We start from the raw sequence: 24,008 nt of genomic DNA on the forward strand, positions 1-24,008 counted from the left end.
GACGGAAGGCTGGCCGACGGGGAGCGAAGGCGGTGGCGCTCCGTCGCGCGAACGGTGGCGTGTCCCCTCATCGGATCACCGCCGTCGGTACCAGACGGCGCCGCCGGCCGCGGCGACGACGAGCAGGGCGGCGACGGCGATCAGGCCGACGGGGCGCCCGCCGTCGTCGACGGCGGCGGTCACCGTGACCGGGACCTGCGTGATGTCGGAGATGCGGTCGTTGCCCCGCTCGTCCTCGTACCGGAAGTCGAGCTCGATCGGGTGGTCCTCGACGCTCGCCCCCGAAGCGGCGGACACCTCGAACCAGATCTCAGCGGACTCGCCGGGTTCGAGCTCGTCGACGAACGCCTCGTCGTTGACCGCCGTCAGCGGGCTGTCGGCGTAGAGTCCGGCGTTGATCGAGGAGAGCGTCTCCGGCCGCCGGTTCGTGATCGTGGCGTTGATTCGCCGGGTCTCGCCCGCCGTGACGGTGGCGTTCTCGACGGCCAGTTCGAACTCGGGCTGCCGGGGCGCCACCTCGACGCGGCGGGTCTTCTCGACCGAGAGCGTCGCGTCGCCGCTGTCGTACTCGGTGGTGAACCGGAACTGTCGGGGGCCGGGGTCGGCGCTCCCGCTCACGTCGGCGTCGAAGGTGAAGGTCGCCGACTCGCCGGCCGGGATCGTCGGGAGCGCGTACCGGCTCTCGCCGAGGCTCACGCGGTTACTCCCGGAGTCCGCGACGAGGACGGCGTTCTCGACGTCGAGCGGGCCCTCGTTCGTGATCGTGCCGGAGACCGTGCCGGAGTACCCGACTTCGAGCGTGCCGGAGACGTTGCGCAGCGCGAACGACTGCTCGCGGATCGGAACGACGCCGGCGCGGGCGGCCGCCGCGGTCGCGTCGATTCCGTTCGGGTCGCGGTAGTCGACGGTCGAGGAGAGCGCGTAGGCGCCGCCGGGGAACGACTCCGCCACGGAGGAGTCGAACGTCACCGTCCGGTTCTCGCCGGGCGCCCAGTCGCCGACGAACGCCTGCCCGCCGCCCTGCCCGAGGGTGACGCCGGGCGCGGTCGTGGTGCCGGAGACGACCGCGTCGCGCGCGGTCTCGTCGCCGACGTTCGACAGCGTGACGGCCACGTCGCCGCTGCCGCCGACCTGCGCGTCGGTGTCGGTCTCGATGACCGCGAAGCGGGCGCCGTCGTCGACGACGATGGTCAGGTCGAAGTCCTCGATCCCGCGGCGGTCCTTGTGGTCGTTGAACTCGGGGATGATCTCGAAGGTGTACCGGTAGCGGGCCGTCGCCTCGACCTCGTACCGGCCGTCGGGCACGTCGTCGGGCACCGTCACGTCGAGCGGCACGGAGACCGGGCTCGCGGCGGTCCGAACGTCTCCGACCGGGATCTTGCCGTCCTCCACGTCGATCGGCACGCCGCCGTCGTCGATCTCGAGGGTGAGCCCGCGAGCGGTGGTGACGCGGGAGTCAAGCTGGTTGCCGATCGACATCTCGCCGGTGTTGACGATGTCGATCGTGAGGGTCGACTCGGCGCCGCTCGGAACCGTCCGCTGGGTGGCGAACAGTTCCAGCACGGGCGACCCGCGGACCTGCCTGGGGGTCGGATTCGACTCCGTCTGCGCGACGGTGCCGTCGGCGGTCGGACCGTCGACTCCCGACAACGCGGCGACGTCGCCGCCGGACGGCGCGCCCGCGCTCGGCGCCGCGGCGCCGGCGAGCGAGACGCCGACGAGCAGTGCGCTCGCCGCGACGACGGCGAGCGCGGCCGTCGCGAGCCGCGTCGGCCGGCTCATCGGTCACCTCCGCCGTCGCTTGGGGTGCGTTTGGTCGCGAACGGCGACCGGTCGTACCGCGGCGGAGCGTGACGAGTCATAGGTTCCTGTCAGTCGCCATCGACATAAGCGTGTTGAATGAACGTTCAATCAGGGCCGATATATAGTCGGCGCCAGTATCCAGAACATGGACGGACCGTTCGCGGAGCCGACGAACACGCGGGAAGCGATCCTCGGCGCGGCGTTCCGCGCGCTCCGGAAGCACGGGTACGCGAGCGTCACGATCCAGCGGATCGGCGACGAGTTCGACAAGAGCCCGTCGCTGGTGTACCACCACTACGACGGCAAAGACGACCTGCTCGTCGACCTCATGGGGTTCCTGCTCGACGAGTTCGAGGCCTCGATTTCCGACAGCGGCGACCCCCCGCCCGTCAGCGGCGGCGACTCGCAGCCGGTCGACGAGTCGGCTCCGGAGCGCTCGGCCCGGGACGAGCTCGACATCTACCTCACGGCAGCGGTCGATCCCGCGTCCCTCGACGGCGCCTACGCACCGGACGCGCAGTTCGTCACGGTGATGACGGAGCTCCGCGCGCAGGCCGCGAACGACGAGGCGTACCGCGAGCACTTCGACCGCAGCGACCGGGTCTTCGGCGAGTACCTAGAGCGGCTCGTCCGCGAGGCCGCGGCCGAGACGGAGGCGCCCGAGGGGCACGCAGCGGGAGCCAGCCCACCATCGGTACCTGTTGAGGAGGTCGTCGCGACCCTCCAGACGTTCGCGACCGGGGGGATGTTCCGCTGGACGACGACCAACGGAGGAGCTTGGGTCGACGACTCCCGTGCCGGGATCGACGGGTACCTCGAACGGGTCCTGCCGCTGGTGGAGACGGACGAAGCGGACTGAGTTCGCTCTCGGCGGCGACTGGCCTCGTTTCCGGCGGCTGCTGGGAGGAAGGGGACCGGTTCAGCGGTCGGTGACGCCGTCGGCGTCCATCCTGGAGACCTCCTCTTCGAGCCACTCGCGGAGCCACTTCACGCGTTTGATCCGCTGGTGGGCGATGCTCTCGGCGGTGTCGGAGACGACGCGGTCGGTATGGTCGTGCGCTCGCTGGAGCACCCGGTCGACCATCTTCGCGGAGTCCATGTGCGTGCGCGACTCGTACCCCATGCGCAACAGCATGAGGACCGCGCCGTTGGCGCCGACCTTGTCGAGCACGTCGGCCTCGATCAGACACCGGCTCTCGAGGGGCACGTCGTCGAGGTCGCCAGTGTACGAGTGGTCGACGACCGCCCCGCACACCTCCTCGATGAACGACTCGGGGTAGTTGCCGCGGCTCTGGAGGTACTCGCGGGTGACGCGCGCGCCGGCCTCCGCGTGGACGTCCTGCTCCGCCTCCAGCTTGGCGACGTCGTGAAAGACGGCCGCGACGCGGACCACGTCCACGTCGGCGCCCTCCGCCTCGGCGATCTCTGTCGCGAGGTCGACGACGTTGAGGATGTGGTTGAACCGGTACGACGCCGAGTGCCAGGGGTACCAGCGCATGCGCCCGCCGTCGTCCTCGCTTTCGACGCTGGCCGCGAGGTAGTCGCGGACGAAGCTTTTCATCTCCTCGAAATCCTCGTCGCTCACCTCCGTTTCCTTAATTTCGACGCCCACCGGGACCACCTCGGGCGAAAAGATCGTGATTCATTACCGTAGGCGAGGAGCGTTTCGGTCTTAGGCGTTACGACGGAGTCTTCGGGCGCGAGACGGCCGTCGCTAGCGGCCGCCTTCCGGCGATGCGGCGAGCGTTGACGCGACGCGAGACGCTTAACAGGGTCGCGGGCGCACCGACTGCTATGTTGAGTCCCTTCGGGAACGACGACCGCGCTCGGTTCCAGCGGGCCGCGGCGGTGAACGTCGCGGGCAACGCGGCGAAGATAGCCGTCGTGGGCGCGACGGGGCTCGCGTTCAACAGCGTGGCGCTGCTGGCCGACGCCGCGCACTCCGTCGCCGACCTCGTCGCCAGCGCGGTCGTGTTCGTCTGGGGGGGATCGCGGTACGAGAGCGCGGACGAGACGCACCCGCACGGCCACCAGCGGATCGAGCCACTGACGGCGCTGTTCGTCGGCGCGACGGTGGCGGTCCTCGGGCTGCTCCTGTTGCGCGAGTCTGTGCTCGGGTTCGTCGGCCCGGTGGAGGTGCGGGCGAGCCTCCTCCTCGTCGGGGCGCTGCTGTTCGCGATGGCGGACATGTACCTGCTGTATCGGTACACGGAACTGGTGAACGCCGACCTGGGCTCGACGGCGCTCGCCGCCCTCGCGGTCGACTGTCTCAACGACATCTACACCACAATCGCCGCCCTGGTCGGCGTGTTCGGCGTGTTCCTGAACGTGCCCGTTCTCGATCCCGTCGCCGGCGCGCTCGTCAGCCTCCTCGTCGTCTACCAGGGGATCGAGATCGGCCGCGAGAACGTCACGTACCTCGTCGGGGGCGCGCCGCCGCCGGGCGACCGCGAGCGCGTGGTCGCCGCCCTCCGCGACAACCCCGCCGTCGAGGGCGTCCACGACCTGACCGTGTTCTACGACGGAACCGACCTGGAGGTCGAGGTCCACGTCGAGGTCGACGGGGAGATGACGCTCCGAGAGGCCCACAGCGTGGAGACGGAGCTCGTCACGACCCTGCGCGGACTGGAGGACGTCGGCGACGTCCACGTCCACCTCGATCCGTCCGGCCTCGGCGAGTGGAAGGACGCGCCGGAGGCGCCCGACTCCGCGGCCGATCGCGGGGACGACGCCGGCCCGCGAGAGTGACCGTCGGCGGGGGTCCGAAACCGCCGGTGTCGTGCGGGTTTTGCCCCCCCGTCACGTACAGATCGGTATGCTCGGTCGCCGCTGGCTGGAGATGACGTGGCGGGACGGACTGTTCGCACACTGGCCCGTCGACCCGTCGACCGTCGCCGCGGCGCTGCCCGACGGGCTCTCGGTCGCGACTCACGACGGCGACGCGTACCTCGGCGTCGTCCCGTTCGTGATGGAAGACATCCGTCCGCGCGGGGTCCCGCGAGGGCTGTCGTTCCCCGAACTCAACCTCCGGACCTACGTCGAGGGGCCGAACGGTCCCGGCGTCTACTTCCACAGCCTCGACGCCGACGATCGTCTCGGCGTCGCGGTCGCCCGCGGGCTGTTCCGGCTCCCGTACTACCGCGCCGAGACCGACGTTCGGGGCACCGCGGCGAGCGGCGGCGGGGGGCAGGGAGGCGTCGACGCGGACGCGCGCGACGCCGTCCGCTTCGCGAGCCGTCGCGTCCACGAGGGCGTCCCGCACGCGCGGTTCGACGCGACCTACGCGCCGGCCGGCGAGGCGTTCACCCCGGATATCGGGTCGCTGCCGGCGTTTTTACTGGAGAACTACCGGTTCTACACCGCGGGAGAGAGCGGGCGGCTGTACGTGGGCGAGATCGAACACGACCCGTGGACGCTGCGGCCGGCCGAGGCGGATATCCGGGCGAACACGCTGTTCGCGGCGAACGGCTTCGAGGCCCCCGACGGCGACCCGATCCTCCACTACGCCGAGCCGATCGCGGTCACCGCCGACCGGATCAGGCGGGCCTGACGCCGAGCGGAGCGTCCGCGGCCGGAAGCGACCGCGACCAGCCGGCTACGGGAACAGCCCGCGGTACTCGTGGGCCTTCGCGGTGCGCTCCAAGGCGAGCGTGTAGGCGGCGGTCCGCAGGTCGGGGAGCTCCTTCGTGTCGTACTGTTCGACGGTCTTGTCGAAGGCGCTCCCGATGCGCCGCTCAAGCTCGGCGTTAACCGTCTCCAGCGGCCACGAGAACTCCTGCGCGTTCTGGACCCATTCCAGGTAGGAGACGATGACGCCGCCCGCGTTCGCGAGGATGTCCGGCACGACCTGGATGTCGCGCTCGGTGAGCGCCTTGTCGGCCGCGACGGTCGTCGGGCCGTTCGCCGCCTCGACGACCGCCGACGCACGGAGGTCGTCGACGTTGTCGGCGGTGATCACGCCCTCGACGGCGGCCGGGATGAGCACGTCGACGTCGAGCGTGAGCAGCTCCGCGTTGGTGATCTGGTCGGGGTCGTCCCAGCGGGAGTCGGCGGTGCTCGCGCCGCCGCGGATCTCGCCCGCGACATACTCCTCGACCAGTCCGCCGGCGTCGACGTGCGCGCCGAGCGCGGCCACGTCGAGCCCGTCGGGGTCGTAGGCCGCGCCCGACACGTCCGAGGTGGCGACCACGTTGGCGCCCCCCTCGTCGAGGAGTCGGGCCGCGTTCGACCCGACGTTCCCGAACCCCTGAATCGCGATCGTCGCGTCCGACAGGTCGCGGTCGAGGTACTCGAAGAGCCGCTCCGTGACGAGCGAGACGCCGCGACCGGTCGCCTCCACGCGACCCGGCGTTCCGCCGATCTCAAGCGGCTTCCCGGTGACGACCTGCGGGACGGAGTACCCCTCGTACATCGAGTAGGTGTCCATCATCCACGCCATCGTCTGCGGGTTCGTGTTCATGTCCGGCGCGGGCACGTCGATCTCGGGACCGATCATCCGACGGATCCCCTCGGTGTACCGCCGGGTGAGCCGTTCGAGGTCGCGTTCGGTGAGGTCTTTCGGTTCGCAGATCACGCCGCCCTTGGCGCCTCCGTACGGGAGGTCGACCAGGGCAGTCTTCCACGTCATCCACCCGGCGAGCGCCTCGACCTCTCGCTGCGTGACCGTCGGGTGGAACCGAACGCCGCCCTTGAACGGCCCGCGGGCGCTGTCGAACTGACAGCGGTACCCCTCGAACACCTCGACCTCCCCGGACTCCAGCTCCACCGGGAGCGTCACCTTCAGCGTGCGTTCCGGGTGCTTGAGCCGCTCGAACACCCCGTGGTCCACGTCTGCGTACTCCTCGGCGCGGTCCATCTGGGCGAGCATGTTCTCGAACGGATCGTCGGCCATGGCGACCACGACTCGATCGTTCGTGATATTGGTTTCGGCAAGTTTCTCCTTTGATAGATGATAACAATCACGGCAATCGACGCCCGCGGATCGGCGCTCGCACGTCGAAGCCTTCCGGCCACGTCCGACCGGACTTATACGTCGGGGGGAACAAGCCGCGGACATGACACACGGACACGCGACGGGGGACCGTCGATGACGGCACAGACGCTCCATCCCCGAGTCCAGGTCGTGTGGGTCCTCCGCGCGGTGCTGCTGTCTGCGCTCGTCACCGCTCCCTTCGTCGGCGGCGCGTACTTCGAGTACCTCCCGCGGTGGGCACCGGTCGCCGTCGGGGGGGTCGTCCTGACGCTCACCGTCGCCCACGCGCTGTTGCGGTACCGACGCTGGAGCTACGAGATCCGCGAGGACGCGATCTACCTCGACCGCGGGGTGGTCACGCAGGTCCGGACGACGGTGCCGCTGGTGCGGATCCAACACGTCGACTCCCGCCGCGGCCCGGTCGAACGGACGGTCGGGCTCGCCTCCTGCGTGGTGTACACCGCCGGATCGCGGGGCGCGGACGTGCGGATCCCGGGACTCACGCCGGACGGCGCGAGCGACCTCCGCGAGGAGTTGAAGCGGCTGGCGATCCGCGCCGACGGGGAGGACGCGGTGTGAAGCTGGCGCCGCAGTCGGTCCCGTACCGCGCGCTCCAGAAGGCGGCCGGGACCGCCGTCGCGCTGTTCGTGATCGTGAACAGCGGCGGCTTCGGGCTCCCGTTGGCGGTCGGCGGGGGCGCCGCCATCCTCCTCGTCACGTTCGCCTACGAGGTCGCGTACTACCGCCGGTTCGAGTACGTCCTCACCGAGGACACGCTCGACATTTCCTCCGGCGTCATCTCGCGACGCGAGCGGGAGATCCCGTACCGGCGGATCCAGAACGTCGACGTGAGCCGCGGCGTGATTCAGCGGGCGATCGGCGTCGCCGCGGTCGACTTAGAGACCGCCGGCGGCTCCAGCACCGAGGGGTCGATCCGCTTCGTCACGCCCGACGAGGCGACGCGGCTCCAGCGCGAAGTCCAGCGCCGGAAGTCCGGACGCGCCCGCCGAGACGACGACGCCGAGGCGTCGGGGACCGACGCCGACGCGGTCGACCCCGGTGGAGACGACGCGTTCGGCCCCGACGAGGAAGTGTTGTTCGCCATCTCGCCCGGCGAGCTCGCCATGGTCGGCGCGCTGTCGTTCGACGGGCGCCTGATCGGGCTGCTGGCGTTCCTCAGCTCCGGGTCGTTCCCGGTGCTGTCGAGCTTCCTGCCGGAGACCTCGGCCGCCGCGCTGACCGCGACCGCGATCGTCGGGGTCGCGGCCCTCTTCATCGCGTCGTGGCTCATCGGCGCGGGCGTCGCCTTCTCGAACTACTACGGGTTCCGGCTCTCGCGGGCCGGCGACGAACTGCGCTACGAACGCGGGCTGTTCCGGCGATACAGCGGGTCGATCCCGACGGAGAAGATCCAGGCGCTGCGGATCACCGACAACCCCGCCAAGCGCGCGCTCGGCTACGCGAGCCTCTCTATCGAGACGGCGGGATACGCCCCCGGACAGGGGAGCGAGTCGGGCAACCAGTCCGCCGTCCCGATCGCCGCCACCGACCGCGTCTACCGGCTCGCACACGAGGTCGAGTCGTTCGGGACGCCGGAGTTCAACCGCCCGCCGAAGCGGATCCGCTGGCGGTACGTCATCCGGTACACGCTGATCGTCGGCGTCCTCACCGGGATCGCGTACGGCGTGAACTGGTACGTGTCGCCGTCGATCCCCTGGTACGGGGCGGCCGCCCTCCTCCTCGCCGTCCCGCCCGCGGCGCACCTGAAGTGGAAACACCGCGGCTACTGGGTCGGCGAGGACCACCTGCTCACGCGGAACGGGTTCTGGAGCCGGACCGTCGCCGTCGTCCCGTACTACCGGATCCAGAACGTGATCGACAGCCGGACCGTGTTCCAGCGCCGGTGGGGCGTGGCGACGATCGTCGCCGACACGGCGGGCACCGGTTCGCTGACCGGCAGCGACGCGGCCGCCGTCGACTTCGAGGTCGGCGAGGCCGAGGCGCTGAAGCAGACCCTCACCGAGCGCCTCGCGACCGCCGTCGCGGCCCGCCGAAGCGACGGGGCCGACTCCTTCGAATGGCTCGACGGCGACGACGGGGGAGAGGACGGAGTCGACGAGACGGACGGAAGCGTCGGGAGTCGCACAGAGGAGGGGAAGCCCGCCGAAGACGAGGAGCCCCCTGGAGGCGAGAAGCCCGCGGGAGACGAGAGGGGCGGCGTCGACGAGGGTGGCGTAGGGAGCGGGGACGCCGGCGACGAACCCGACGACGACGTGGTCGCCGACGCCGAGGCGGACGACGTTGCGAGCGAGGCGTCGTCCGAGGAGGACCTCGATATCCCCGAGGACGGCGTCGTCCGGCCCGACTTCTCGCCGAGCGATCGCGATTACTCGGAGCCCGCGGAGCGGATCGACACCGGAGAGTACGCGGTCGACCAGAACCCGTCGGACGCCGACGTGGCGCACGGGCCGGGATCCGGCGAGGAGCGCGAGGCAGACGGAGACGCGGCGGACGGCGATCGCGACATCGCGGACGGCGACCGCGACGGGGAGGGCGAGACTCCAGACGACCGCTGAGGGGCGTGGCCCGCGCGGCCCCGCCCGCTCACTCGTCGAGGAGCTGTTGTGCGATCGTGTTGCGGAGAACTTCGCTCGTTCCCTCGTATATCTCCGAGAGCTTGGCGTCGCGGTAGAACCGCTCCGCGGGGAAGTCCTTGGTGTAGCCGTAGCCGCCGTGGATCTGGATGCCCTCGTTGGCGACCTCCCGGGCGATCTCCGAGGCGTACAGCTTCGCCTGCGCGGCCTCCTTGATGTAGTCCTCGTCGCGCATCTTCAGGTCAGCCGCCTCGTGCATCAGCAGCTCCGCCGCGCGCGCCTTCGTGTCCATGTCGGCGAGCTTGTGCTGGATCGCCTGGAAGTCGGAAATGGGGCGGTCGAACTGTTCGCGCTGTTGGGCGTAGGATTTCGCCTCGTTAAGTGCCGCGCGCGCGATCCCGACCGACCGGGCCGCGATGGTGATGCGCCCGCCGTTGAGCGTCTTCAGCGCGTGGACGAACCCGTCGCCCTCCTCGCCGAGCAGCCGGTCCTCGGGGATCCACATGTCGTCGAACCGGAGCTCCGCGGTCGGACATCCCTTGTCGCCGAGCTTGTCCTCCGTCCCCTCGACGATGAACCCGTCGTCCTCCTCGGGGCGCACGACGAACGAGGAGATGCCGTTCCGGCCGGCGTCGGGGTCGGTCTTGGCGAACAGGGTGACCGTGTCAGCGACGGAGCCGTTCGAGATCCAGAGCTTGCCGCCGTTCACGACGTAGCCGTCGCCGTCGCGTTCCGCGGTGGTCGACATCGCCGGCACGTCGGAGCCGGCCTCCGCCTCCGAGAGGGCGAACGCGCCGATGTCCTCGGCGGTGTTTAACGCGGTGAGGTACTCCTGCTTCTGGGCCTCGTCGCCGAACTCGTAGAGCATGTTGCCGGCCAGCGAGGTGTGGGCGGCGACGACCGTCCCGAGCCCGCCGGAGCCGCGGGAGATCTCTTCGAGCCCGATCGCGTAGCTGTGGTAGTCGAGGCCCGCGCCCTCGTACTCCACCGGGAACGGCATGCCCATGAGACCGAGGTCGGCCATCTTCTCGACCAGGTCGGCGGGGAACTCGTCGGTCTCGTCGATCTCGGCCGCGCGCGGAACGACCTCCTCGTCGACGAACTCCGCGACGGTGTCGCGTATCTGACGCTGCTCTTCGGTGAGCGTGAACTCCATACCCGAGCCTTTGGCCGGGCGGACTTAGCCGTTTCCACACGATTGTACACGGGTCGTCGGTTCGTCGGAGCTGACGGGAGTCGAGTCGTGCGATTTCGGCCGCCCGTCCCGCGGTCGACGCCCGGCGGACGTTCCACGAGGGTTTTTATGCGTTGTGCCGTAAATACCGGCAACTGAATGAGCGGACGAGAACACGGCCCCGGCGAGGCCGACCTCGAGTGGTGTCACGAGGCGGTCCAGGGGGTCTCGCGGACCTTCGCGCTGACTGTCGACGTGTTAGAGGAGCCGATGGCGTCGCAGATCTGCGTCGGCTACCTCCTCTGCCGCGTCGCCGACACGGTCGAGGACGCGGGTCATATCCCGCCGGACGCCCAGAGCGACGTGTTGCGGACGTACCGGCGATCGATCGATCCGGACGACGAGACGGACATCGCGGCGTTCCGCGCGTCGGTCGACGAGTGGCTGCCCGCGGAGCGCGACGACGACTGGACCGTCGTCGCCGAGGCGCCCACGATCGCTGCGACGTTCGAAGAGCTCGACCCGGAGGCCCAGGATGCCATCGTCCCGCCGGTGTTGGAGATGGTCGACGGGATGGCGATGTTCGTCGAGCGTCACGCGACCGAGGGCGGACTCCGCATCGACGACCGCGACGAGTTGGAACAGTACTGCTACTACGCGGCCGGCACCGTCGGCAACCTCATCACGAACCTGCTCACCCGCGGCGACCTCACCGAGGAGCGCGCGACGCGACTGCGGGAGACCGCCGAGGAGTTCGGCCTCCTCCTCCAGCTCGTCAACGTCTCGAAGGACGTCTACGACGACTACACCGAGGAGAACAACGTCTACCTCCCTGCCGAGTGGCTCGAGGCCGAGGGCGTCGAGCAGGAGCGCGTTGTCCACCCCGAGAACCGCGAGTCGTCCGCGCGGGTCGTCGGCCGGACCGCGGACTACGCCCGCTCGTTCCTCGACGACGCGCAGGCGTACCTGGAGACGATGCCGCTGTCGAACGGGAACACGATGGAGGCGTGGACGGTCCCGTACCTGCTCGCGGTCGGTACCCTCCGAGAGCTCGGGAGCCGCCCGGAAGACGCGCTCACCGAGACCGGCGTGAAGGTGTCCAGACAGGAGGTGTTCGCGGTGATGTCCGCGGCGAGCGACGTCGGCCGCGACTCGCTCGCGGAACTGCGCCAGACCATCGCCCGGACGCCGTTCCACCGCGCGGTCGGCTCGGCGGACTGAGCCGCCGCGCGTCGCCGCCGCTTTCGTTTTTCCCCGGCATCCCTCGTCGCTCACAGCCGCGACCGCGCCCGGGACACCGCGGGAACGCGCACGCCCGTCGTCTCCCCGAGCGCCTCGGCCGCGCTCAGCAGCCACTCCGCGCGCTCGACACGGGAGTCGAGGTCGCCCGGACCGATCCGGTACCGCTCGACCAGCTCCTCGACGGTCGCGCCCCCGATCCACTCGTCTAGGATGCGGGCGGTCTTCACCGACTCCAGCCACCCCTCGAAGTCGTCCGGGTCGGTCATGTCCGTCGTCAGCTGTGCGGCGTTGCTCCGGGCGAACTGGTAGATGTCGGCCCGCTCGGCGTTGCCGAGGTAGGTGTCCTGCATGTCCGGCGTGTCGCAGATCACCTCGAAGGCGGTGAGCGTCGTCGCCTCGGACAGGTCGGCCGCCGCGCGGAGGCCGGCGACGATCCGCTCGCCGGTCTCCGGGCGGACGTACTGCTTCGAGGTCGTCTCGCCGACCGCCGTCGCGACGAGGCGGTAGTCCTCGACCCCGCCCGTCTCCCGCGCGACCATCTCGGCCGCAACGAGATCGTCGACCGCGACGGCGACGGCGTCGGCGAGCCCGCCCGCCCCCGTCTCCCGCGCGTAGAACGTCCCCTCGAACACGTCGAGGATCTCCGACTCGGTCGCGGCGAACCCCGTCGCGACCGCCGCGAGCACGTGCGTCCGGAGCGCGCCCGGCTCGGCGAGCTGCGACTCGACGGCCTCGGGCTCGCCCTCGACGTAGCGCTCGCGAACCTCCCCTCGAGTGTCGGCGTCGGCGACGAGGACCGCCTCCCCGTGCGGGTCGAGGCCGGGCCGACCGGCGCGGCCGCACATCTGGTGGACCTCGAGCGTCGGGATCCACGCCATGCCACCCTCCCCGTACCGGCGCTGGTCGCGGACGACGACGCGGCGCGCGGGCACGTTGACGCCGGCCGCCAACGTGGGCGTGGCGCAGATACAGGCCACGTCGCGCTCGCGAAACGCCGACTCGACGACGGCGCGGTGACCCGACCGGAGCCCGGCGTGGTGGAACGCGACGCCTGTCCGCAGGCAGTCGGCGAGCTGTCGGCCGGTGAGCGTGCCGTCCACGTCGGTCGCCTCCTCGGCCGCCGCGGCGGCCGCCTCGTCGATCCCCAACTCCGCGGCGAGGCCGTCCTCGGCGAGCCGCTCGGCGAGGTCGACCGCCTCGCGGCGAGAGCGGACGAAGGCGAGGCACTGGCCGCCGTCCGCGACCGCGTCGGCGACCAGCGCGGCCGTGACCTCGGTCGGATCGTTCTCGTCGTCAGCGTCCTCGTCGCCGTCGATTTCGGTCTCGTCGAGGTCGACCGAGAGGCTCGTGCCGTCGTCGAAGTCGACCTCGCCGCCGACGGCGACGCCGGTCCGGAGGTCGACCGGCCGCCACTCGGACTCGACGAGCGCGGCGTCGAGCCAGTCGGCGATCGCCTCGGGGTTGTCGACCGTCGCCGACAGCGCGACCGTCTGGAGGTCCGGATTCCGGCGTCGGAGCGTCGCCAGCGTCACTTCGAGGGTCGGTCCGCGCCCCGTCGCGCCGAGCAGGTGGACCTCGTCGACGACGACGCAGGCCAGCGCGTCGACCCACGAGGCGCCGTTGCGGATCGCCGAGTCGACCTTCTCGCTCGTGGCGACGACCACGTCGTTGCCGGCGAGCGCCTCGCCCGTCGCGTCGAAGTCGCCGGTGGAGATGCCGACGTCGACGCCGGGGAGCGCCGCGAACGTCTCGTACTTCTCGCGGGCGAGCGCGCGGAGCGGGCAGACGTAGAGCCCGGGGCCGTCGGCGGTCAGGAGCGCAAGTTGTGCGACGAGTGTCTTGCCCGAGGCGGTCGGCACCGCCGCGACGACATCGGCGCCGTCGCAGACGCCCGCGTCGACCGCCGCGCGCTGCGGCGGGTACAGTTCGCGCACGCCGCGCTCGGCGAAGTGGTCGACGACGCGTGACGAAAGCGGCAGGTCCCGGACGCGCATACGAACACGCCTTCGGCCGGATCGCTGATAAAGAGTCCGCGGCGCCCCCTCTCGAACCCGTTCGGTCGCCGACTACCCGTCGGCGTCGAAGTCTTGGAACAGCTTCTCGTAGTCCTCGTCGTCGGTCGCGACCGCGTCGCGCGACTCGTCGGCCCGCTCGCGGAGCTCGTCGATCCGACCGGTGAGCCGCTGGTACTCCTCGTTGTCCGCGAGGTCGCTGGCGCTCTTTTCGGACTCCAGCATCGCCTTCTTGGAGGTCAGCGAGAACAGCTCTTGGACCTCCGAGTCGTACTCGCCACGCCGTAACAGCCCTTCGACGGTCTCTCGGAGCGTCTCGCTCGTGACGGGCTTGACGAGGTAGTCGTCGAACCCCATCTCGAGGATGTCGAAGTCTGGCTCGACGGCGGTGACCATCGCGACCCGACAGTCGATGCCCCGTTCGCGGACGGCCGTGAGGACCTCGTCGCCGGAGAGACCCGGCATGCGTCGGTCGAGGAGGATCGCGTCGACCTCGTCGTCGACCTCGTCGAGTTGGTCGAGCGCCTCGCGGCCGCCGTACGCGGTCCGGACACGGTACTCGTCGCCGAGCCAAGCGGCGTACAGGTCAGCCAGATCGGGTTCGTCCTCGACCACGAGGACCAGCGGCGGTTGCTCACTCATGGATGACGGGAGCGAGGGGGTGTTCGCTCACACGTTTCGTCTCTCCGCTGGCTATATTAAAATACCTCTTCGAAGCGCCACGCTGATCGGTCGCTCGGCCGGACGCGATCAGACGATACGCGACCGGAGTCGACGAGGCGCAGCGCGACGCGGTGGGGCGCGACCCGACAGGGACCGCGCTCGGTCGGCGGTCGGTTCCGGTTACTCGTCCGGGCTGTAGTTGGGCGCCTCGTCCGTGATCATCACGTCGTGCGGGTGGCTCTCGCTCTGGCCCGCGGTCGAGACGCGGACGAACTCCGCGCGCTCGTGGAGGTCGGGGACGGTCTCCGCGCCGACGTACCCCATCCCGGAGCGCATCCCGCCCGTGAGCTGGTGGAGTTCGGAGGCGAGGCTCCCCTTGTACGGGGTCGCCGCCTCGACGCCCTCGGGGACGAACTCCTCGTCTTCGTCCTCCTCTTTGAGGTAGCGGTCGCCGCCGCCGGACTTCATCGCACCGACCGACCCCATCCCGCGGTACTGCTTGTACTTCTTCCCCTGCATCGTGATGACGCGGCCGGGGGCCTCGTCGGTGCCGGCGAAGTACGAGCCGAGCATCACGGCGTCCGCGCCCGCCGCGATCGCTTTGATCGCGTCGCCGGAGTACCGGATCCCGCCGTCGGCGATCACGGGCACGTCGTGCTCGGCGGCGACGTCCGCGACCTCCGCGACCGCGGTCATCTGGGGCATGCCCGCGCCGCTGACGACGCGCGTGGTACAGATAGAGCCCGGTCCGATGCCGACCTTCAGCCCGTCGGCGAAGTCGACCGCGGCCTCGGCGGCCTCGCGCGTGCCGACGTTGCCGACGACCACGTCGGCGTCGACGGTCGCTTTGATCGCCTCCGCCGAGTCGAGCACGTTGAGGTTGTGGGCGTGCGCGCAGTCGATGAAGATGACGTCTACGCCGGCCTGATCCGCCGCGACGGCGCGCTCCTCCTCGAAGGGGCCGACGGCGACCCCGGCGAGCAGGCGCCCCCGGTCGTCGCGGGCGGCGTCCTCGTGTTCGCGGCGCTGGAGGATCCCCTGCATCGTCACCAGCCCGACGAGCCGCTCGTCGCCGTCGACGATGGGGACGCGCTCGATCTTGTGGTCGTACATCAGTTCGAGCGCCTCGCGCGCGTCGACGTCGTCCGGGGCGGTGATCACCTCGTCGGTCATCGCCTCGCGGACGGCGTCGTCCTCGCCGACTTCGAGGTAGGGCCGGATGTCGGTTCCGGAGATGATACCGAGGACCGTGTCGTCGTCGGCGACGACCGGCGCGCCGGAGACGCCCTGCCGCTCCATCACCTCGTCGGCCTCGCGGACGGTGTCGTCGGGCGAGACTGTGACGACGTTCTCGCGGCGGATGACGAGCTCGTGCGCGCGCTTGACGCGCTCGACCTCGGCGGCCGTCTCCTCGGCGCTCATGTTGCGGTGGAGGACGCCGAGGCCGCCTTCGCGGGCCATCGCGATCGCGAGGTCGCTCTCGGTGACGGTGTCCATCGCCGCCGACAGCACGGGGACGGTGAGTTCGACGTGCTTCGACACGCGCGTCGTCAGGTCCGCGTCGTCGGGCTCGACCCGACTCTCTTTCGGACGGAGGAGCACGTCGTCGAACGTCAGCGCTTCCGGGACGTCGAGCTTCGCCGAGAATCGGCCAGAATCTGTCGCCATATAATCCGTCATGAACGGCCGATGAAAAGCGTTGCGAGACGGCACGGACGTGGTTGTTGCTCACATTCGAACCCCTATTATATACATGATCATGGTTATCAATCGGCCGAGACGCGATCGGTTCGAGAACGATTGAGTCCGTTCGGCCCGTCGAAGCCGCTCTGCGTCCGGAGTGAGAGCCGGAGCCGAGAGATGATCGGAGAAGCCCCGAAAGCGGCGACGGTTCCTCGTCGGAGCCGCGCGTTCACCGTGAATACGTCGTGTCATGCGGACACGTCTCACACAACCTTTAACGCGACCGAAACACGTATATCTGGTATGGACTCCGACAGTCCCGTGAACGCGCGTATCGCCGGCCAGTCGAACGCCGACCTCGGCGTCCGCTTCACAGCCGGCAATCCGCGCAAACCCTTTACATGGGCTCGTCGGACCTCCCGCGGCGTGGACTCCGCGTGCTGGTCCCCGGACCACTGCGAGTCGCACGCGTCCCACCGCCACCCCGACGGTCAGGGCTATCGTCCCTAAATGAGCACGTCACGTCACCCGGTCGCCCTGCGATTAGAACAGCAGGTCGGGAGCGCGACGAAGTTGCTCGCGACCGTGATGGTCCTGCCGCTCATCGACGGCATCTTCCCCGCCCTCGTCGTCGCCGGCGTCCTCGGATCGGCCACCGGCGTCGTCGAGACCGGTATCCTGATCTTCGGCGGCTCCGCGACCGCTGCGGTGATCCTCGCGGAGATGGACGGGACCCGTCAGGAGATGGTCGCGTCCGTGCTACTGATCGGCGCGGTGATCATCCCGGTCGCCGCCGTCGAGGCGGCCCTCGCGCCAACTCTCCAGGAGCTGCTCAACCTGCCCGTCTTCGAGCGGTTCGCCGGGCTTGTCATCCTGACGATCGCCGCGAAGACCGCTAGCTCGGAAATCGGCGAATACCTGCCGAGCCCGGGCGTGATCATCGGACTCGGCCTCGTCGCGAGCTTCGAGCCGTCGGGGTTCGCCCTGCGGACTTCGACCGAGTACGTCGTCAACGGCACCGCGGCCGCCGCCGTGGGCGTGGCGTTCGCGCTGTCAATCGCGCTGCTGTCGCCGCACCTCCGCGGCCGCGTCGACATCGATCGGTTCCGGTTCGGCTCCGCGGTCGCGCTGGGCGTGCTCGCGCTGCCGATCCTGCTCGGCCCGTTCGACCTCATGCAGACGGAGGCGCCCGTCGCGCTCGCGGTGCTCGCGGTGACGACCCTGTTCGCGTACGACCCGAACTCGGAGGGAGAGGAGGGCGCCGCCGAGGACGACGAGGCGCCCGACGACGACGCGCCGGACGGTCCCATCGACGGCGCGGACGAGTCGGACGCCGACCCCACCGACGCCGACGAAGAGTCGGAGGAAGCGCCGAGCGAACCGCCGCTCGACGCGCCGCCTGAGGGGCCCTCCCCGATCGTCGACGACGACGTCGCCGTCCTCGCGAACGGCGGCGAGAGTCGGGACGCCGACGACGACGGGGCGGACCCGTTCACCGACGACGACTCCCGCGCGCCGTGGCTGTAAGCCCGGCGTAGCCGGCGACCGACATATCCGATGTCTGCCCCGGATCGCACGGCTCCGTGATCGCCCCGCGTGTCGCCGGGGTTTAGGTACTCGACCCCGAACGGACGGTATGTCGAACCGCGTCGTTCAGGGGCGGATGGTGACGCCCGAGAAGCTCGCAGAGCTGATCGAAGGAGAGTCCGTGCTGGAGGCCGAATCGATCACGGACGCCGACCGCGACTGCCCGGAGTGCGGCGGGGACGTCATCTCGGTCGGGTACATGCCGAGCGTGACCGAGTTCGTCACCGGGTACAAGTGCCAAGACTGCGACTGGAGCGACGACGACCGAGAGTAACGCCGGTCGGATCGCCGCCGTGTCGCGCGCGTTCGCTCGCCGCCGCCGCGTCGTCGGATCGTCCGTGATCGAAACCCCTTTATCCGCGTTTCGGCAACGGTCGAATGCGAGATCACGCGGGGCTGTGGCCAAGCCAGGCATGGCGACTGACTCCAGAGGCTTGCGCCCGGGACGACACTCCAGACTGATATACCGAGCGGCCGACTGATCATCGGTCGCGTTGACGACCCTCTGGAGTTCCGAGGCGCACCGGAGATATCAGTCGATCGGGGGTTCAAATCCCTCCGGCCCCATAGCGGTCTTCACTCTAACGTATCACTCCTTAGTAATAGGTATTCGAGGAAAAACAGGTCTGTAGCCGGAGGTGTCGGCGCGTGAGCCTCGGCTACTCCGGGAGCTTCACCGCCGAGAAGGATCGCGAGTTCTTCTGCGACACCTGCGGCGCGCGGTGTACCCGCAGCATCAACGGCGACCTCGAGTACGGCCACCTTGTCGGCTGTCCCGACCGTCCTGACGATTTCAAGATCGGCACGTCCGAGGGCCGTCACTACCGTCCCGACGAGGGACCCGACGGGGGTGCGTCAGCGTGAGCGACGAGGAACGCGGTCACGCGAGTTTCCTCGCGGAACAGCTCCGGCTCGCGGAGGAGAACGGGAATCTCCCCGACGAGCTCGCGGAGAAGCACGAGGACGACGAGACCGAGGAGGTGGACGATGTCGAGTGAGCGAGCCACCGCGCCCGGTGTGGGTCGCGTCGGCCCGCTTCTCTCGGCTCGCTGTACGGGCTGCGGGAAGACGTCGAAGAAGCGGACTACCGAGATCGTCGGTGACCGCTCCAGCGGCTCGTTCCAACACGTCTGTCACTCCTGCCACGGCGTAACTTGGTGGAACGTCCTCGAGCTCGTCGAGGCGGACGCGGGAGGTGGCCGATGACGGGGTGCCCACACCCCACGCAGCGCCAGAGCGGCGTCTGTCAGATGTGCGCGGTGGAACAAAAATTCGACGGCGTGGACCTCGACAAGGGCGACTACGAGTGTCCCGAGTGCGGAGGGAAGACGTCCGGCGAAGACGTCGTCTGCTACAAGTGCCGGGGTGGTTCGGCGTGAGCATCGACACGCCAACCACTCCGGAGGCCGGGATCGGCACGCTCCCGGACCCGCGGATCGAGGACCGGGTCGCCCCGCAGCCGGCGGCGCACGGGGCCGCCGTTCAGGCCGTCTTCAACGACGCGGGTCGCGACCTCGCGCTCTACTCGGCCGTTCACCAGCTGTGGTACGACCTCGTCGAAGATCGCGACGAGGAGCCCGGGATCGCCGCCGAGCTCGATCACCACGAACTGACGTGGCTCGACGCGCCGACGACCGGACGAGAGTGGGTCGTGAAGCTCACGTCGTCGCGCTGGAAGGCAGGTACCGGCTCGGGCGACAACTACTCGGCGTACTACAAGTACGACCTCACGCTTCGCGAGCGCGACGAGGACGGCGACCTCTACAAGACCGGGAAGGCGTGCTCGCTCCGGGTGATTCCACAGTTCGAGGATCTCAACTACAAGGACGGCGAGCCGCTCACGCTCCAGTACGACGAGGGTTCGCTCGTGCGGTGTTCGACGACGTGGGCCGACACGGCCGCCGAGGTCGAGGGACGGATGCTCGACCTCCTCGAGGTCGTCCTGGACGTCGACCGCGGTCGCCTCCTTGCGGACCGGAACGCTGACTCGCGCCGGCTCACGAAAGCCGAGGCGCACCACCGGTTCGACATCGGATGGAAGCGACAGGTCGTCGAGGTTCTGGATCAGACTCGAGAGCTGATCGCCTACGGCGGCCAGTCCGAGATCGAGGCGCACCAGCGCCGCCAGCGCGAGGGATACTTGGAGGCGCTCCTCGACGCCGACCGCTGGCACCTCCTCGGGTTCGAGCGGACCTCCTACGATATCGAGTTGAAGTGCTACCAGGCCGCCGGCTGGTCTGAGTTCCCGCGGGAGGACCCGGCGCACCACCCGAAGCTCGAGGCGTCGTTCGCCGGCGTCGACGGCGACGGAGCGCTCCCGCACGTCGACGAGTGGGACGAGGTCATGTCGGTGCTGCGGTCGGTCGTCTCGGCGCACTTGGAGTGGGCCGGCGTCGGTCGAGACGAGCTGATCGCTGACGACTATCAGGCGGGACCGGCGAGCCCGGAGTACCGGTACAAGCACCCCGGCGGTCGTCGTGAGCAGCTTCGCGAGCGCTACGAGGCGGTTGGGACGGAGATCCACCGCGAGGCGCTGAAAGCGAACACGCAGGCCGTCTACGACATCCTCCGCGTGGTCGCGACGGAGTCGGGAGCCTCGTACGACACGCTCGAGGAGCGGACCGGACTCGCTCGCTCGACGGTACGGTACCACGTCTCCCGGCTCGTTGACGTCGGGATCGCGGAGAAGGTCGGGAACCCCGTGCTGGTCGTGTTCCCGAGCCTCGCCGTCCTCGACGAGGCCGAGGATATCCTCCGCCGGATCTACCCGGACGACCAGGTCGACGACATGATGGAACGCGCGGAGGCTCGTCGCGAGCGCCGCGAGGAGCGCGAGGATCCGTCCGCGGTCGGTGACGACGACCAGGAGGACAGCGACGACCAGGACGACGGCGGCGACGGAGATCGCGGACGTCGTTCGGAGTGGGCGTACTTCCAGGACCTCGCGCTCGAGCCGCACCAGCTGGCGACGGCGCTCGAGAAGGAGTACCTGGAAGGTGACGAGGTCCGCGTGCGGACCGATCGCCGAGACTGGGTCGAGTAACAGCGCTCGACGCGCCTCGGTTCGCCGCGGTCGGTAGCTTCGCCTCTGTTCTTTCGCGCGCTCTGACGCCTCGATCCGCTCCTCTTGTCCCTCGACGTCGACGACCAGGCGGCTCGATCGGCGTCGATCGCTCCGCTTCCGCAGTTACGCCCGCGACCGGAGCGGATTTTAAAACATAATGGTTCTTAACTCTTTTCTGCGGATCGTGTCTCTCGTGGTGTCGAGCGTCGCGAGAACAGGCGGTAGAGCGTCTGCGGTGCGTGGGTAGGTTAGCAGGGGACCCTACGGGTGTAGCCCCTAAGGGGGAGAACAATAACGGCCGGCGACAGAACGTCGCCGGCCTGCCGCACCGCACCGCTCCGCACGTTGAACCTACAGGACGGTCGTAGGACGCCCTCTCGCCGGTGAAAACGCGGTATAGTGGGGGACGGGACCGTGAGAAAGTACCTTGTCAGATAGCCTTAGGTGGGGCTACCCGAGCCGTCCGATCGTCTGGTCGATCGCCCACTCGCCGACGGCGCCCCAGACCGCGTCGACGGCCGTCGACAACTGCGAGGTCATGGCCGACACGTTCGGGTCGATCCATCCGAGCGCGATCGCGACCCCGGCGCCGACCAGGACCACGATACCGTACGCGGCCCCCGACGACAGGACCCTCCCGACGAGACGGCCGACTTTGACAACCTTGAACAGGTAGAGCGCTCCCGCGAGGAGCATCGCTCCCATCATGAGACGTTGCCCCGCTCCGAGCGCCGACAGCGCCTCGAGGAGCCAGCTCATCAGTCCGAGCCCCCCTCGTCGTCGCCCGAGTCTAACGCCCCGCCGATCACTATCTGCGGCCGGTCGTCGTTCGGGTCGTTATTCGCCCGGTACTCCCGCACGAGTTGAATCACGGCGTAGCCACCGATTAGGACCGCGATTAGGAACGCGTCGGAGTTGACAAACTGAGCGAGGAGGTCTCCCTCTCCGAGCCCTTGAATCGCGACGACACCCGCGACCGCGACGATCGCGATCCATCGGGCCGTAGTAAACTCGCCGGCCTCTCGGAGGACGTAAAGCGAGCCGACCGCGATCCCTCCGACAGCGAGGATCGCGCCGGCCTCCGAGCCGACCTGGTAGAGTCCAGCCTGTCCCGCCGCGACCGCGACCGCCGCCGCGATCGCACCCGACAGGAGCCTGTTCTCGCCGACGCTAACGAGCGCGCTACCGACGCTCGAGACCGCGGACTCCAGCGCGCTCCCGAGCGCCGGACCGACGCGCGGGACTTGCTCAACGAGGCCGCCGAGACTCGCCCCGAGTCCGTCGATCGCGTCCCTCGAGGCCGCCGGTCGCGTCCCGGCGACGAACAGCATAGCAACCCCGCCGAACAGGACTGTCAGGCTCGGCAGGTTCCCGGTGGTAAACGTCGCGAACACCCCACCGCCGACGGTATCGCTTCCCGGCGTCGGCGGTTCCGCCGCGACGATCTCCACGAGACCCACGTCGTCGCGGGAGACCTCAATCTCCGAGGGCTTCTCAGCGCCGCCGAGTCGGTCGCCGTCGTCGTCGACGACCGCGTAGTATTGGCCGTCGGTTCCGGCGACGTACTCGATGCTCCACGAGTCTCCGATCACCGACGCCGGCTCGACGACGAACCGCGGGCTCGTTGCGTTGACGCCATCCGGAACGCGGACCCGCATGGAGTTCTGGTCCGGCGAGACGCGCGCCGACAGCGTTTGGAGCGTCAGGGTCGAGCCACTCGTCGCGTTCGGCGCGTAGAAGCGCTGTTCCCCGTCTGAGTACAGCTCGACATAATCGCTCTCTGTGGGATAGCTCTCGTTTGTCGCGTAGTACGTAAGCTCGCCCTGAGCGGTCTCGCCGACCTCGAGGTAGCTTCCCGAGCTCCAAGAGTCGAGCTTTACCCGCGAGTTGAGGTCGAACCCGACCGGCGTCGCTCGCTGGACCGATACCTCTCCGTCGTAAACGTCGACGCGCGAGGCTGCCGACCGAACCTCGACAGTCGTTCCCGCCGGTACCGGGTTGCCCGCGATCTCCGACACGTCGACCGACAGCGTTGTTCCCGAGAGGTTCGTCGCGTACTGAGAGACGCTGGACCATCTCCCGGTCTCGTTGAGCCGGTACTCTACGGACCGCATGGAGAATACGTTTCGAGCGTGCGGAATTCGGAGTTTTGCGTCCGCTATCTGGTTCGTGTACGTCTTTGTGACGTTGTATCGCTCCGAGAGCGCCTCGGACTCATAGAGAACAGTCCGCGGCGACTCGAGGTCGTGTCGGTACTCGATCTCGACTTTCGGCTCCGGTCCGGCGCCCGAGTAAGAACCGTCTCCGACGCTTACCGTGATATTATTCCTCCCCTCACGGAGCCATGAAGCATTAGCGTCTAACGAGACCGTTTCACCGTCGTTGAGTGTCCCAGAGTATCCGACTGTTTCGCCGTTCAATTCCACGACAGGATCGCGCGTCGTTGCCCGCTGTGAGATATTTGCTGAGACTGTTGGAGCGTTCCCTGTTGCCTCCACGTCCCACGTGTCGCCTATCTCCACGTCGATCGTCCCCGAAGTCGTTTCACCATCTGATAAGACGCCATCTGAGGATACCTCGGGCGTACCGTCGCCGTCCGTATCGACCTCGGGAGCGAGCGTCCCGTCGAGCTCCTCGAACGAGTAGCTCAGATCGGCTCGCATTCCCGGTCCGTCTGAGACGCCGGGGAGACTGAGCGAGACCGTGTTACTCCCGGTAGTGACTGCGCTGTTCGGTAGCGTCAGCGAGGCCGTCTCTCCCTCGGCGAGCGTTCCGCTGTATGAGGCGGTCTCACCGTTCAGTTCCACGACGGGATCGCGCGTCGCGGTGACCTCCGTCCACGACGCGGCGACGTTGACAGGACCGCTAACCGACACGTCCGCCGACTGTGAGCCCGTCGAGAGATCGACTGACTCCGTGACCGTCTGGCCCGGCCCGAGGATCCCGGAGTGAGAGACGGTCGAGCCGCCGACCGTCACCGACGGATCTACTGTCGCGGTGACCTCCGTCCATGAGGCGTCGACGCCGACCTCATACGCTGTCGACACGTCGAGCGACTGAGAGCCCGTCGAGAGATCGACCGACTCTGTGACCGTCTCTCCCTGTCCAAGCGTGCCCGAGTGTGATATAGTCTGACCGGCGACGGTCGCCGTTGGATCTTCTGTCACGTCGACATCGTCCCAAGTGATCGAGTAGTCGATCGAGCCGCCGACCG

At 69.0% G+C, this 24,008-nt stretch carries 21 protein-coding genes, 1 tRNA gene and 1 pseudogene; 14 read left to right on the plus strand and 9 right to left on the minus strand.

The annotated features are described in order from the left end of the window. Positions 1–75: 75 nt before the first annotated feature. The gene (locus EXE51_RS15055; protein ID WP_049929923.1) at positions 76–1,782 is read right to left on the minus strand and encodes a COG1361 S-layer family protein; all 1,707 of its coding nucleotides are present in this window, start codon (positions 1,780–1,782) and stop codon (positions 76–78) included. A 166-nt stretch (positions 1,783–1,948) separates the two neighbouring features. On the opposite strand from EXE51_RS15055, the gene EXE51_RS15060 reads away from it, so the two are divergent. Next, entirely contained in the window at positions 1,949–2,662 is a 714-nt protein-coding gene (locus EXE51_RS15060; protein ID WP_137692964.1) for a TetR/AcrR family transcriptional regulator, read from the plus strand. Between the two features lie 60 nt (positions 2,663–2,722). Here the strand turns inward: EXE51_RS15060 and EXE51_RS15065 are convergent, their stop codons facing one another. Next, on the minus strand, positions 2,723–3,424 hold the full coding sequence (locus EXE51_RS15065; protein ID WP_137692965.1) for an HD domain-containing protein: 702 nt from the start codon (positions 3,422–3,424) through the stop codon (positions 2,723–2,725). Positions 3,425–3,597: 173 nt separating this feature from the next. Here EXE51_RS15065 and EXE51_RS15070 point away from each other — a divergent pair, with 173 nt between their 5' ends. Further along, positions 3,598–4,551: a cation diffusion facilitator family transporter gene (locus tag EXE51_RS15070; protein WP_049929928.1), complete on the plus strand. Its 954-nt coding sequence runs from the start codon at positions 3,598–3,600 to the stop codon at positions 4,549–4,551. Positions 4,552–4,618: 67 nt separating this feature from the next. Beyond that, positions 4,619–5,353: a YqjF family protein gene (locus tag EXE51_RS15075; protein ID WP_137692966.1), complete on the plus strand. Its 735-nt coding sequence runs from the start codon at positions 4,619–4,621 to the stop codon at positions 5,351–5,353. Between the two features lie 45 nt (positions 5,354–5,398). Here the strand turns inward: EXE51_RS15075 and EXE51_RS15080 are convergent, their stop codons facing one another. Next, a complete protein-coding gene (locus EXE51_RS15080; protein ID WP_049929931.1) occupies positions 5,399–6,694 on the minus strand; it encodes a Glu/Leu/Phe/Val dehydrogenase in 1,296 nt (431 codons plus the stop codon). Between the two features lie 195 nt (positions 6,695–6,889). Here EXE51_RS15080 and EXE51_RS15085 point away from each other — a divergent pair, with 195 nt between their 5' ends. Together EXE51_RS15085 and EXE51_RS15090 are read left to right on the plus strand one after the other, a co-directional pair. Continuing rightward, positions 6,890–7,354, plus strand: coding sequence for a PH domain-containing protein (locus EXE51_RS15085; RefSeq protein ID WP_049929933.1), 465 nt, complete (start codon positions 6,890–6,892; stop codon positions 7,352–7,354). After that, positions 7,351–9,351: a PH domain-containing protein gene (locus tag EXE51_RS15090; RefSeq protein ID WP_137692967.1), complete on the plus strand. Its 2,001-nt coding sequence runs from the start codon at positions 7,351–7,353 to the stop codon at positions 9,349–9,351. The genes EXE51_RS15085 and EXE51_RS15090 overlap by 4 nt, the downstream gene beginning before the upstream one ends. Positions 9,352–9,379: 28 nt before the next feature. Here the strand turns inward: EXE51_RS15090 and EXE51_RS15095 are convergent, their stop codons facing one another. Continuing rightward, a complete protein-coding gene (locus tag EXE51_RS15095; protein WP_049929935.1) occupies positions 9,380–10,525 on the minus strand; it encodes an acyl-CoA dehydrogenase in 1,146 nt (381 codons plus the stop codon). A gap of 177 nt (positions 10,526–10,702) precedes the next feature. Here EXE51_RS15095 and EXE51_RS15100 point away from each other — a divergent pair, with 177 nt between their 5' ends. Next, the gene (locus tag EXE51_RS15100; protein WP_094519554.1) at positions 10,703–11,764 is read left to right on the plus strand and encodes a phytoene/squalene synthase family protein; all 1,062 of its coding nucleotides are present in this window, start codon (positions 10,703–10,705) and stop codon (positions 11,762–11,764) included. Positions 11,765–11,814: 50 nt separating this feature from the next. Here EXE51_RS15100 and EXE51_RS15105 read toward each other — a convergent pair whose 3' ends face one another. The 3 genes from EXE51_RS15105 to guaB form a co-directional block, all read right to left on the minus strand. Further along, positions 11,815–13,779, minus strand: a complete 1,965-nt coding sequence (locus EXE51_RS15105; protein ID WP_137692968.1) for a DEAD/DEAH box helicase — start codon at positions 13,777–13,779, stop codon at positions 11,815–11,817. Between the two features lie 72 nt (positions 13,780–13,851). Further along, positions 13,852–14,439 carry a HalX domain-containing protein gene (locus EXE51_RS15110; protein WP_049929939.1) on the minus strand — a complete coding sequence of 196 codons (588 nt, stop codon included), beginning with the start codon at positions 14,437–14,439 and terminating at the stop codon, positions 13,852–13,854. A gap of 201 nt (positions 14,440–14,640) precedes the next feature. After that, on the minus strand, positions 14,641–16,128 hold the full coding sequence (gene guaB / locus EXE51_RS15115; protein WP_049929940.1) for an IMP dehydrogenase: 1,488 nt from the start codon (positions 16,126–16,128) through the stop codon (positions 14,641–14,643). Between the two features lie 525 nt (positions 16,129–16,653). Here guaB and EXE51_RS15125 point away from each other — a divergent pair. The 8 genes from EXE51_RS15125 to EXE51_RS15145 all read left to right on the plus strand — a co-directional run bounded on the left by EXE51_RS15125 (position 16,654) and on the right by EXE51_RS15145 (position 20,773). Continuing rightward, positions 16,654–17,670, plus strand: a complete 1,017-nt coding sequence (locus EXE51_RS15125) for a DUF5794 domain-containing protein (protein WP_137692969.1) — start codon at positions 16,654–16,656, stop codon at positions 17,668–17,670. A 109-nt stretch (positions 17,671–17,779) separates the two neighbouring features. Then, positions 17,780–18,004, plus strand: coding sequence for a DUF5795 family protein (locus tag EXE51_RS15130; protein WP_137692970.1), 225 nt, complete (start codon positions 17,780–17,782; stop codon positions 18,002–18,004). Between the two features lie 118 nt (positions 18,005–18,122). After that, positions 18,123–18,297, plus strand: a tRNA-Trp gene (locus tag EXE51_RS17575). 81 nt (positions 18,298–18,378) lie between these two features. After that, complete coding sequence (locus EXE51_RS15135) at positions 18,379–18,594, plus strand: hypothetical protein (protein ID WP_007344517.1); 216 nt, start codon at positions 18,379–18,381, stop codon at positions 18,592–18,594. Continuing rightward, a complete protein-coding gene (locus tag EXE51_RS17580; protein WP_158413902.1) occupies positions 18,591–18,728 on the plus strand; it encodes a hypothetical protein in 138 nt (45 codons plus the stop codon). The genes EXE51_RS15135 and EXE51_RS17580 overlap by 4 nt, the downstream gene beginning before the upstream one ends. Beyond that, complete coding sequence (locus EXE51_RS15140; protein WP_094494966.1) at positions 18,718–18,936, plus strand: hypothetical protein; 219 nt, start codon at positions 18,718–18,720, stop codon at positions 18,934–18,936. The genes EXE51_RS17580 and EXE51_RS15140 overlap by 11 nt, the downstream gene beginning before the upstream one ends. Further along, a complete protein-coding gene (locus tag EXE51_RS17585; protein WP_158413903.1) occupies positions 18,933–19,109 on the plus strand; it encodes a hypothetical protein in 177 nt (58 codons plus the stop codon). Before EXE51_RS15140 ends, EXE51_RS17585 begins: the two co-directional genes overlap by 4 nt. Continuing rightward, positions 19,088–20,773, plus strand: a complete 1,686-nt coding sequence (locus EXE51_RS15145; protein ID WP_137692971.1) for a winged helix-turn-helix domain-containing protein — start codon at positions 19,088–19,090, stop codon at positions 20,771–20,773. Before EXE51_RS17585 ends, EXE51_RS15145 begins: the two co-directional genes overlap by 22 nt. 471 nt (positions 20,774–21,244) lie before the next feature. Here the strand turns inward: EXE51_RS15145 and EXE51_RS15150 are convergent, their stop codons facing one another. Continuing rightward, positions 21,245–21,553, minus strand: a complete 309-nt coding sequence (locus EXE51_RS15150) for a hypothetical protein (protein WP_137692972.1) — start codon at positions 21,551–21,553, stop codon at positions 21,245–21,247. Next, positions 21,553–24,008, minus strand: a pseudogene (locus EXE51_RS15155) (hypothetical protein); the annotation flags it as partial. The pseudogene EXE51_RS15155 and the gene EXE51_RS15150, both read right to left, overlap by 1 nt.

This window comes from Halorubrum sp. CGM5_25_10-8B (assembly GCF_005435095.1).
Classification (GTDB): domain Archaea; phylum Halobacteriota; class Halobacteria; order Halobacteriales; family Haloferacaceae; genus Halorubrum; species Halorubrum ezzemoulense.

Excerpts from the sequence above, each read along its gene's own strand:
- EXE51_RS15055 (WP_049929923.1), bottom strand. The coding sequence starts at position 1,782 with ATGAGCCGGCCGACGCGGCTCGCGACGGCCGCGCTCGCCGTCGTCGCG.
- EXE51_RS15060 (WP_137692964.1), top strand. The coding sequence starts at position 1,949 with ATGGACGGACCGTTCGCGGAGCCGACGAACACGCGGGAAGCGATCCTC.
- EXE51_RS15070 (WP_049929928.1), top strand. The coding sequence starts at position 3,598 with ATGTTGAGTCCCTTCGGGAACGACGACCGCGCTCGGTTCCAGCGGGCC.
- EXE51_RS15075 (WP_137692966.1), top strand. The coding sequence starts at position 4,619 with ATGCTCGGTCGCCGCTGGCTGGAGATGACGTGGCGGGACGGACTGTTC.
- EXE51_RS15080 (WP_049929931.1), bottom strand. The coding sequence starts at position 6,694 with ATGGCCGACGATCCGTTCGAGAACATGCTCGCCCAGATGGACCGCGCC.
- EXE51_RS15085 (WP_049929933.1), top strand. The coding sequence starts at position 6,890 with ATGACGGCACAGACGCTCCATCCCCGAGTCCAGGTCGTGTGGGTCCTC.
- EXE51_RS15095 (WP_049929935.1), bottom strand. The coding sequence starts at position 10,525 with ATGGAGTTCACGCTCACCGAAGAGCAGCGTCAGATACGCGACACCGTC.
- EXE51_RS15100 (WP_094519554.1), top strand. The coding sequence starts at position 10,703 with ATGAGCGGACGAGAACACGGCCCCGGCGAGGCCGACCTCGAGTGGTGT.
- EXE51_RS15105 (WP_137692968.1), bottom strand. The coding sequence starts at position 13,779 with ATGCGCGTCCGGGACCTGCCGCTTTCGTCACGCGTCGTCGACCACTTC.
- EXE51_RS15110 (WP_049929939.1), bottom strand. The coding sequence starts at position 14,439 with ATGAGTGAGCAACCGCCGCTGGTCCTCGTGGTCGAGGACGAACCCGAT.
- guaB (WP_049929940.1), bottom strand. The coding sequence starts at position 16,128 with ATGGCGACAGATTCTGGCCGATTCTCGGCGAAGCTCGACGTCCCGGAA.
- EXE51_RS15125 (WP_137692969.1), top strand. The coding sequence starts at position 16,654 with ATGAGCACGTCACGTCACCCGGTCGCCCTGCGATTAGAACAGCAGGTC.
- EXE51_RS15130 (WP_137692970.1), top strand. The coding sequence starts at position 17,780 with ATGTCGAACCGCGTCGTTCAGGGGCGGATGGTGACGCCCGAGAAGCTC.
- EXE51_RS15140 (WP_094494966.1), top strand. The coding sequence starts at position 18,718 with ATGTCGAGTGAGCGAGCCACCGCGCCCGGTGTGGGTCGCGTCGGCCCG.
- EXE51_RS17585 (WP_158413903.1), top strand. The coding sequence starts at position 18,933 with ATGACGGGGTGCCCACACCCCACGCAGCGCCAGAGCGGCGTCTGTCAG.
- EXE51_RS15150 (WP_137692972.1), bottom strand. The coding sequence starts at position 21,553 with ATGAGCTGGCTCCTCGAGGCGCTGTCGGCGCTCGGAGCGGGGCAACGT.